The sequence below is a fragment of the Pseudomonas sp. IPO3778 genome (assembly GCF_013386825.1).
Taxonomy (GTDB): Bacteria; Pseudomonadota; Gammaproteobacteria; order Pseudomonadales; family Pseudomonadaceae; genus Aquipseudomonas.
Genome location: NZ_JACARC010000098.1, coordinates 1 through 9638 on the forward strand (window position 1 = coordinate 1; position 9638 = coordinate 9638).

The following is a 9638-nucleotide window of genomic DNA, read 5'->3' on the forward strand; positions in this document are numbered from 1 at the left end:
TGTGTCCGGTCCGTACAGGCTTTTCCAAAGTGACTCGCTGTAAGAGCGAAACCATAGGCGGCCGTTACCTAAATAACGGATATGTACCCCACCAAGTCACACCGACAAATACCGGCTAATGGTCGCCTCATCCACCCGATCCCGAGTTTCCTCAATCACAAACCTCCCCTTCTCAATCACCAAAAACCGATCAGCAATTTCCAACGTAAACGACAACACCTGCTCAGAAACAACAATCGTCAAATCCCGCAAATTGCGAATCTCCTTAAGCGTCCGAGCAATGTCCTTGATGATCGAAGGCTGAATCCCCTCAGTCGGCTCATCCAGCAACAACACCTTAGGATTCGTCGCCAACGCCCGGGCAATCGCCAGCTGCTGCTGCTGCCCACCCGACAAATTCCCACCCTTGCGCGAACGCATGTCATGCAGCACCGGAAACAACGCATACAAATCTTCAGGCACCTTGCCCCGGGCCGACGCCGGCAACCCAGTCTGAATATTCTCCAACACACTCATGCTGGGAAAAATCATCCGCCCCTGCGGCACATAGGCAATCCCCCGCTCCACCCGTTCATGGGTTTCCAGCTTAGACACATCATGCCCATCCACACTGACCCGCCCCTGCCACTGCGGCAGGATCCCCATCAGGCTCTTGAACAGCGTGGTCTTGCCCATCCCGTTACGCCCCATCACCGCGACGATCTCGCGCTTGGCCACGTTCAGCTCCAAGTCGTGAAGAATCTGGCTCTGCCCGTACCCGCACGACAGTTTGTCGATCTTGAACATGCCCGACTCCTCAGTGGCCCAAATACACTTCAATGACTTTCGGATTGCTCTGCACCGACTCCATGCTGCCCTCGGCCAACACCTTGCCCTGGTGCAGCACCGTGACCTTGTGGGCGATGCTCTTGACGAACTCCATGTCATGCTCGATCACCAACACCGAGCGCCCCTGGCTGATGCGCTTGAGCAACTCGGCCGTTTGCGCCCGCTCGTTGACGCTCATCCCGGCCACCGGCTCATCGAGCATCAGCAATTCAGGGTCTTGCATCAGCAGCATGCCAATCTCCAGCCACTGCTTCTGCCCGTGGGACAGCAGGTCCGCCTGCTGCTGCAACAAGTCGCCGAGGAAGATTTCCCGGGCCACTTCCTCGACCCGCGCGATCACCTGGGCGTTGCGCTTGAAAAACAGCGCGCCCCACACCTTGCGCCCGGCCGGATAGGACATCTCGAGGTTTTCAAACACCGTGAGGTTTTCGTAAATCGACGGGTTCTGGAACTTGCGCCCCACCCCGGCCCGCACGATGTTGTATTCGCGCATTTTGGTCAGTTCCTGGCCGTCGAACTGAATGCTGCCGCTGGTGGCGCGGGTCTTGCCGCAGATCAGGTCCAGCACGGTGGTTTTGCCGGCGCCGTTGGGGCCGATCACCACCCGCACTTCGTTGCGGTCGATATACAGGTTGAGGTTATCGACCGCCTTGAAGCCGTCGAATGACACGGTCAACCCTTCAATCGCCAACACGGGTTTTTTCATTTCAAAACCGACGGCGGTCATGGCTGTGTCTCCAGGATCTTGGCTTCAGCCTTGGGCTTGATCTTCGCCGGTTCGACGTTTACCACCGGCGTGCGGCGCAGCAGTCTGGCCAAGGCCTGGCGACCATGGCTGTCCCACAACCCCGCAAGGCCGTTGGGGAAGTACATGACCACGGCGATAAACAGCCCGCCCATCAGGTACAGCCACAGCTCGGGGAAGGATTCGGAAAAGTAGGTCTTGCCGTAGTTCACCAGCAACGCGCCGTACACCGCGCCCAGCAGGGACATGCGCCCGCCGACTGCGGCAAAGATCACCATCTCGATGGACGGCACGATGCCCACGAACGACGGCGACATGAAGCCCACCTGCAAGGCAAACATCGCGCCGCCAATCGCCGAGAACGCCGCCGCCACGCAGAACACGAAGATCTTGAAACTGGCCACGTCGTAACCGGAAAACCGCACCCGTTCTTCCTTGTCGCGCATGGCCATCAACAGCCGGCCAAGCTTGGAGGCGAGGATAAAGCGGCCAATGAAGATGCAGCCAAACAGCAGCCCGGCGTTGATGAAATACAGGATCATCTTCGCCCCGTCACCCCGCAGGTCCCAGCCCAGCAGGGTCTTGAGGTCGGTGATGCCGTTGACGCCACCGGTGAGGCCTTGCTGGCCGACGATCAGCACCGTGAGGATCAGCGCAATGGCCTGGGTGACGATGGAGAAATACACATCGCCCACCCGCCGCTTGAACAGCGCCATGCCGATAATGAACGCCAGCAGCACCGGCACCGCAATCACCGCGAACAGGGTGAAGGTGAAACTGTGGAACGGCTGCCACAGCCACGGCAGTTCGGTGATCTGGTTCCAGTCCATAAAGTCCGGAATACCCGGCGTGGACTGGATCTTGGTGCTGATCGGGTCCGAGGCCTCAAGCTTGAGGAACATCGCCATGCAGTAGCCGCCGACGCCGAAAAACACGCCCTGCCCGAGGCTGAGAATCCCGCCATAACCCCAGCACAGCACCAGGCCCACCGCGACGAACGCGTAGGTCAGGTACTTGCCGACCATGTTCAGGCGAAACGCATCCAGGGTCAGTGGAAACACCACCAGGATCAACAGCGCCAGCAACGCGATGCCGATCAGGTTTTGCTGGCCGCCCAGCAGTTTGTCTAAAGCCTTCATCGGTTCGCCTCTACTTGCGCACTTTGATGGAGAACAACCCTTGCGGGCGCAGCATCAGGATCAGGATGACCGACGACAGCGTCAGCACCTTGGCCATCGAGCCACTGAGGAAAAACTCCGACAGCGATTGGGTCTGGGCAATCACGAACGCCGAAGCGATGGTGCCGAACAGGCTTTGCGCGCCGCCAAACACCACCACCAGGAAGGTGTCGACGATGTACTGCGAACCGGCGGTCGGCCCGGTGGAGCCGATGGTGGTGAACGCCGCACCGGCCACGCCCGCCACACCGCAACCGAGGGCGAAGGTCATGCGGTCGACCTTGCGCGTATTGATCCCCACCGCGCGGCTCATCAAGCGGTTTTGCACGGTGGCGCGTACCTGCAGGCCCCAGCGCGAGCGGTAGAGCATGACGAAGATCGCACAGGTCAGCAGCAGGGTCAGGCCCATCATGAACAGGCCGTTGCGCGGGATTTCGATGGCGTCGGTGAGGTTCACCGACCCCATCAGCCAGGCCGGCGGTTCGGCACTCACTTCACGGGCGCCGAACACCGAGCGGAAGGTTTGTTGCATCACCAGGGACAAGCCCCAGGTGGCGAGCAAGGTGTCCAGCGGGCGCTTGTACAAACGGCTGATCATCGCCCATTCCACCAGCCAGCCCACGGCGCCGGCGACGAGGAATGACAGGGCAATGGCAAAGAAAAAGTAATACGGCTGAAAGCTCGGCGCGAAGTGCGCGGTGAGGCTGGAACAGACGTACGTGGTGTAGGCCCCAATGGTCAGGAACTCGCCGTGGGCCATGTTGATCACGCCCATCTGGCCGAAGATGATTGCCAGCCCCAATGCCATCAGCAACAGCACGCAGAACACGGACAAGCCGTTGAACCCCTGCATTGCCGCGATGGCTCCAAATTCCGATAGCCATTCCATGATGATGGTCTCCTGAGCGGGAGGTTGAAATGCGGACTGCTTTTGCCTGTGTTTTTATGTGGGAGCTGGCTTGCCTGCGATGCAGGCGACTCGGTCATTCAGTTGCACCGAGGGGATGCCATCGCAGGCAAGCCAGCTCCCACACAAACCCAGTTCCAACCGTTAGATCAATGCCAGATCCAGGGTTATTGGTAGCCTTTCGGAAACGGATTCGGCTCGATCAGATCCGACTCGTAAATCACCTTGAACTGGCCATTGGGCTGCACTTCACCGATGCGCGACTTGCTCCACAGGTGATGGTTTTCGTGGATTTTCACGTAGCCTTCCGGCGCGTTTTTCAGCTCGATGCCTGGGGACGCGGCGACGACTTTATCCACGTCAAAACTGCCCGCTTTCTCCACCGCGGCTTTCCACAACCAGGGGCCGAGGTAGGCCGCCTGGGTCACGTCGCCGATCACCGCGTCCTTGCCGTACTTGGCCTTGAATGCTTCCACGAAGGCTTTGTTGTTCGGGTTGTCGAGGCTCTGGAAGTACTTCATCGAGGCGTAGAAGCCGGCCATGTTTTCGCCGCCGATGCCCAGCAGTTCGTCTTCGGTCACCGACAGGGTCAACAGGGTTTGCTTGGACGCGTTCACGCCCGCCGCGTTGAGTTGTTTGTAGAAGGCCACGTTGGAGCCGCCCACCACGGCTGCGAACACCACGTCAGGCTTTTTCAGCTTGACCTTGTTGATCAGCGAACCGAACTGGGTGTTGCCCAGCGGGTAGTAGTCTTCGCCGACCACGGTGCCGTGCAGGACATTTTCAATATGCTTGCGCGCGATCTTCATCGAGGTGCGCGGCCAGATGTAGTCCGAGCCCACCAGGTAGAAGGTTTTGGCGCCCTTGGTCTTGGCGATCCAGTCGAGGCTGGCAAGGATTTGCTGGGTGGCTTCCTGGCCGGTGTAGATCACGTTTTTCGACTGTTCCAGGCCTTCGTAGAAGGTCGGGTAGTAGAGCAGGCCGTTTTCTTTCTCGAAGATCGGCAATACGGCTTTGCGTGAAGCGGAGGTCCAGCAGCCAAACACCGCCGCCACCTTGTCGTTGACCAGCAGTTTCTTGGCCTTCTCGGCGAAGGTCGGCCAGTCGGATGCGCCGTCTTCCTGGATCACCTTGATCTGCCGCCCAAGGATCCCGCCCGAGGCGTTGATCTGCTCGATGGCCAGGCGTTCGGCCTGGATCGAACCGGTTTCGGAAATCGCCATGGTGCCGGTGGCCGAGTGCAACTGGCCGACGGTCACTTCGGTAGGCGTCACGGCCAGGCCTTCGTTATCGGCCATGACGCCATGGCTGAACAGACTCGCCGCCAGCAGTGATAAGGCCAACAACGGTTTGGAGCGGATCAATCGTGATTCCATGGGGCGACTCCTCTGCAATGAGGGGTTCAGCATGGCGGCAGGTGGCCACGGCGGGTATACGCAGCCTGACGTAACGAGGTACGTCATTTGACGTATGCCGTTGCGCACCATTTTCGCGCAGGATCCCGCCCGCCCAAACACCACCGATCAATGTGGGAGCTGGCTTGCCTGCGATAGCGGTGTATCAGTCGACGCCCCTATGCCTGACCCAGCGCTATCGCAGGCAAGCCAGCTCCCACATTTTGAATCGGGGCATGGAACTTGCTCATCCAACCTTGCCCACTTCCCGGAGCCACCCACCGTGCACCCCCTCCCCGGCACCCAGCGCATCGTCAAGATCCGCCGCGACTACAATTCCTGGGTCGCCGACGAGACCATGGAAGACTACGCCCTGCGCTACACCCCAAAGTCCTTCCGCAAATGGTCGGAATTGCGCATTGCCAACACAGCCCTGGGCGCGGTGTCGTTCCTGGCGCTGGAGGCCATCGGCGGCGTATTGGCCTTGAGTTACGGCTTCACCAACACCTTCTGGGCGATCCTTGCCATCAGCCTGGTGATCTTCCTCACCGGCCTGCCCATCAGCTACTACGCCGCCCGCTACGGCGTGGACATGGACCTGCTGACCCGCGGCGCGGGCTTCGGCTATATCGGTTCCACCATCACCTCGCTGATCTACGCCAGCTTCACCTTCCTGTTCTTCGCCCTCGAAGCGGCGATCATGGCCCTGGCCCTGGAGCTGTATTTCCATATTCCGCTGGCCATCGCCTATGTGATCTGTTCGCTGCTGGTGATCCCGCTGGTGGCCTACGGCGTGACCCTGATCAGTCGCCTGCAACTGTGGACGCAACCGCTGTGGCTGGTCTTGCTGGTGCTGCCTTACGGCTTCGTCTTGTGGAAAAACCCCGAGGCCTTCAGCGACTGGACCAGCTTCGTCGGCCGCAGCAGCGACGGCGGCGACTTCAACCTGTTGTCGTTCTGCGCCGCCTGCACGGTGGCGCTGTCCCTGGTCACGCAAATCGGCGAACAGGTGGACTACCTGCGCTTCCTCCCGGAAAAAACCAGCGCCAACCGCAAACGCTGGTGGGCCGCGCTGTTGTGCGCCGGGCCCGGCTGGATCGTGCCGGGCGCCTTGAAGATGTTCGCCGGGGCGTTCCTGGCGTTCCTCGCCCTGCAACATGAAATCCCCATGGAGCGCGCCGCCGAGCCGACCCAGATGTACCTCGTCGCGTTCGGCTATGTGTTTTCCTCCCCCGAATGGGCCTTGGGGGCGATGGTGCTGTTCGTGTTTATCTCGCAGATGAAAATCAACCTGACCAACGCCTACGCCGGCTCCCTGGCCTGGTCGAACTTCTTCGCCCGCGTGACCCACAGCCATCCAGGCCGCGTGGTGTGGCTGGTGTTCAACGTGGCGATCGCCTTGATGCTGATGGAGCTCGGGGTGTTCGACGTGATCGAGCAGGTGCTGGGGCTCTACGCCAATATCGCCATCGCCTGGATCGGCACCCTGGTGGCGGACCTGGTGATCAACAAGCCCCTGGGCCTGTCGCCCAAACACATCGAGTTCAAGCGCGCGCACCTCTACGACATCAACCCGGTGGGCGTCGGTTCGATGCTGATTGCCTCGCTGCTGTCGATCCTCGCCCACTTCGGCCTGTTCGGCGCCCTGGCCCAGGCCGCGCCGCCGTTTGTCGCGCTGGGCACCGCACTGGTCATGGCGCCGCTGCTGGCGTGGCTGACCAAGGGCCGCTACTACATTGCACGCAGCAGCGAGGCGCAGTTGATCCATCCCCAAGCCGGCACCGGCCTGGTGATTTGCGGGCTGTGCAGCAACCCGTTTGAAACCGCCGACATGGCGTTCTGCCCGGCCTACAGTACGCCGATCTGCTCGCTGTGTTGCTCCCTGGATGCGCGCTGCGGCGACCGCTGCAAACCCCACGCCCGGCTGGCCAGCCAGTTCGAAGGCGTATTGCGCTGGCTGCTGCCGACCACCTTGGTGCCGCGCCTGCATACCCGGCTGGCCCACTACCTCGGCTTGTTACTGGCGCTGGTGCTGATGCTGGCCGGGGCACTGGCCCTGATCTACATGCAGGCGGCACAGGGCTTGCCCCATTCGCAAACCCTGTACCAGGCATTTTTCAAGGCCTTCCTCACGCTCTCGGTGCTGGCTGCCGTGCTCGCCTGGTGGGTAGTGCTGACCCGCGAAAGCCGCCGCGTCGCCCAGGAAGAATCCGACCGGCAAACCTCGCTATTGATGCAGGAGATCGCCGCCCACAGCCTCACCGACCAGGCCCTGCAACAGGCCAAGGAGGCCTCGGAAGCGGCCAACGCCGCCAAGAGCCGCTACGTCACCGGGCTGTCCCACGAGCTGCGCACACCGCTCAACAGCATCCTCGGCTTCACCCAGATCCTGCAGCGCGACAGCGCCATGCCCGAACAGCATCAGGACGCCTTGGCAACCATCCTGCGCAGCGGCTCGCACCTGCTGTCGTTGATCGACGGCCTGCTGGACGTGGCCAAGATCGAGGCCGGCAAGTTGCGCTTGGAACTCACCGAAATCCCCTTCCCGGAATTGATCCACGACTTGGAGCAAATGTTCACTCCCCAGGCCGAAGACAAGGGCCTGCGCTTTCGCCTGGACTGCGTGGGCAAGATCCCCGCCGTGGTGCGCGGCGATGAAAAACGCGTACGGCAGATCCTGATCAACCTGCTGGGCAATGCGATCAACTTCACCGACAGCGGCGAAGTGCGCCTGCGGGTCAGCTACATGCGCGAGACCGCCAACTTCGAAATCATCGACACCGGCATCGGGATTGACCCCGAGCAGATCGAGCGGATTTTCCAGCCGTTTGAACGCGGCGACCTGATGCGCCAGGACAAAGGCGTGGGCCTGGGCCTGACCATCACCCGCATGCTCACCTCGCTGATGGGCGGCGAACTGCGGGTGGTCAGCGAGCTGGACAAGGGCACCTGCTTCCAGGTGCGGCTGTTCCTGTCCCAGGTCCGGGTGCCGCAAGCGGTGGTGCATGTGGAGCACGACATCATCGGCTACCACGGCGAACGGCGGCGCATCCTGGTGGTGGATGACCACGTGGACCATCGCAAGGTGCTCAGCGGCATGCTCACGCCCCTGGGCTTCGAGGTGTCCCAGGCGAGTAACGGCCAGGAGGCGATCCGCCAGGTGGCGCTGCTGTCGCCGGACCTGATCCTGATGGACCTGTCGATGCCGACCATGGATGGCTGGGCCACCAGCCGGATGATCCGGCGCAACGCGCTGTCCACCGCACCGATCATCGTGATCTCCGCCAACGCCTTCACCGACGACCGTGAACGCAGCATCGCCGGCGCCTGCAACGACTACCTGGCCAAGCCGGTGCGCACCCCGGAACTGCTCGGGCGCTTGCAACTGCACCTGGACTTGCAATGGCTGCGACGCCGAACACCGCTTGCCGCGCCGGTCGCCACGCCCGGCGTGCTGCCGAGTGCCGAAGACCTCGCCGTGCTCGCCGAACTGAGCGCCATCGGCTACGTGCGCGGCCTGCATGAAAAGCTCGACGCGATCCTGCTCCAAAGCCCAGGCACCGCGCCCTTCATCAACAAACTCCGGGCCCTGCTGAAAAGCTTTCGCCTGGAGGAACTCAACCGAATCCTGAAGGAGGCCGAAGATGAATGCCTTGACCCGCAGCGCTGAGCCCGGCGTGGTGCTGATTGTGGATGACACCCCGGACAACCTGGCGATGCTCTCCGACGCACTGGACGACGCCGGCTACATGGTGCTGGTGGCGCTGGACGGCCTCAGCGCGCTGAACCGCGTACAACGCCGGCGCCCGGACCTGATCCTGCTGGACGCGGTGATGCCGGGCCTGGATGGCTTTGAAACCTGCCGCCGGCTCAAGGCCCAACCGGCCAGCGCGGACATTCCGGTGGTGTTCATGACCGGGCTGACCGACAGCAAGCACGTGGTGCAGGGGTTTGAAGTGGGCGGCAGTGATTACGTGACCAAGCCGATCCAGACCGATGAAGTGCTGGCGCGAGTGGCGGCGCATTTGCGGACCTCGCGGATTTTGTTGTCGGCGCGGGCGGCGACCCAGCCGAGTGTGATCACCCTGGAGGATGAGCCGGCGCACAAGCTGTTGTCGGCGCGGTTTCAGCTGACGGAGCGGGAGGTGGAAGTGCTGCGCTGGGTGGCGTGCGGCAAGACCAATCGGGACATTGGCGACATTCTCGGGTTGAGCCCGAGGACGGTGAACAAGCATCTGGAACATGTGTATGTGAAGTTGGGGGTGGAGACCAGGACGGCGGCGACGTCGGTGGCGATGGCGGCGATGAGTCCGGTGCGTTCTCAAACGATGGCGACTGTCTAATGTGGGAGCTGAGGACTCTTTTGGGGTGTGCTGGGCTGAGTACATATCCGTTATTTAGGTAACGGCTGCTATGGGTTCCGCTCTTACAGCGGGTCACTTTTGGAAAGAGCCCAAAAGTAACCAAAAGGCTCTTGCCCCACCACTCGGCACCTCGCTTAGGCTCGGTGTGCCCGCACTCCGGCATTGCTCCGCGGGCCGCCGCGACGGGGCGTCCCTGCCCCGTCGCGGCTAAACCGGCGTCCT

7 protein-coding genes are annotated in these 9638 nt (G+C 61.7%); 2 read left to right on the forward strand and 5 right to left on the reverse strand.

What is annotated here, in order from left to right; all coding sequences use genetic code 11:
* Positions 1-96 precede the first annotated feature (96 nt).
* The 5 genes from urtE to urtA form a co-directional block, all read right to left on the reverse strand.
* Positions 97-786: an urea ABC transporter ATP-binding subunit UrtE gene (gene urtE / locus HX855_RS31860; protein ID WP_177090444.1), complete on the reverse strand. Its 690-nt coding sequence runs from the start codon at positions 784-786 to the stop codon at positions 97-99.
* A 10-nt stretch (positions 787-796) separates the two neighbouring features.
* Positions 797-1555, reverse strand: coding sequence for an urea ABC transporter ATP-binding protein UrtD (gene urtD / locus HX855_RS31865; RefSeq protein ID WP_003218258.1), 759 nt, complete (start codon positions 1553-1555; stop codon positions 797-799).
* On the reverse strand, positions 1552-2712 hold the full coding sequence (gene urtC, locus HX855_RS31870; RefSeq protein ID WP_177090446.1) for an urea ABC transporter permease subunit UrtC: 1161 nt from the start codon (positions 2710-2712) through the stop codon (positions 1552-1554). Before urtC ends, urtD begins: the two co-directional genes overlap by 4 nt.
* A 10-nt stretch (positions 2713-2722) precedes the next feature.
* The gene (urtB, locus tag HX855_RS31875) at positions 2723-3640 is read right to left on the reverse strand and encodes an urea ABC transporter permease subunit UrtB (RefSeq protein WP_177090448.1); all 918 of its coding nucleotides are present in this window, start codon (positions 3638-3640) and stop codon (positions 2723-2725) included.
* 185 nt (positions 3641-3825) lie between these two features.
* On the reverse strand, positions 3826-5034 hold the full coding sequence (urtA, locus tag HX855_RS31880) for an urea ABC transporter substrate-binding protein (RefSeq protein WP_003218263.1): 1209 nt from the start codon (positions 5032-5034) through the stop codon (positions 3826-3828).
* A gap of 301 nt (positions 5035-5335) precedes the next feature.
* Between urtA and HX855_RS31885 the strand changes: the two genes are divergently transcribed.
* Positions 5336-8722, forward strand: a complete 3387-nt coding sequence (locus HX855_RS31885; protein WP_177090450.1) for an ATP-binding protein — start codon at positions 5336-5338, stop codon at positions 8720-8722.
* Positions 8697-9395 (forward strand): response regulator, encoded by a 699-nt coding sequence (locus HX855_RS31890; protein WP_177090451.1) that lies wholly within the window; start codon positions 8697-8699, stop codon positions 9393-9395. The genes HX855_RS31885 and HX855_RS31890 overlap by 26 nt, the downstream gene beginning before the upstream one ends.
* Positions 9396-9638: the final 243 nt, after the last annotated feature.

Bases quoted from the DNA above. Each gene is read 5' to 3' on its own strand.
- urtE (WP_177090444.1), bottom strand. From the start codon at position 786: ATGTTCAAGATCGACAAACTGTCGTGCGGGTACGGGCAGAGCCAGATT.
- urtD (WP_003218258.1), bottom strand. From the start codon at position 1,555: ATGACCGCCGTCGGTTTTGAAATGAAAAAACCCGTGTTGGCGATTGAA.
- urtC (WP_177090446.1), bottom strand. From the start codon at position 2,712: ATGAAGGCTTTAGACAAACTGCTGGGCGGCCAGCAAAACCTGATCGGC.
- urtB (WP_177090448.1), bottom strand. From the start codon at position 3,640: ATGGAATGGCTATCGGAATTTGGAGCCATCGCGGCAATGCAGGGGTTC.
- urtA (WP_003218263.1), bottom strand. From the start codon at position 5,034: ATGGAATCACGATTGATCCGCTCCAAACCGTTGTTGGCCTTATCACTG.
- HX855_RS31890 (WP_177090451.1), top strand. From the start codon at position 8,697: ATGAATGCCTTGACCCGCAGCGCTGAGCCCGGCGTGGTGCTGATTGTG.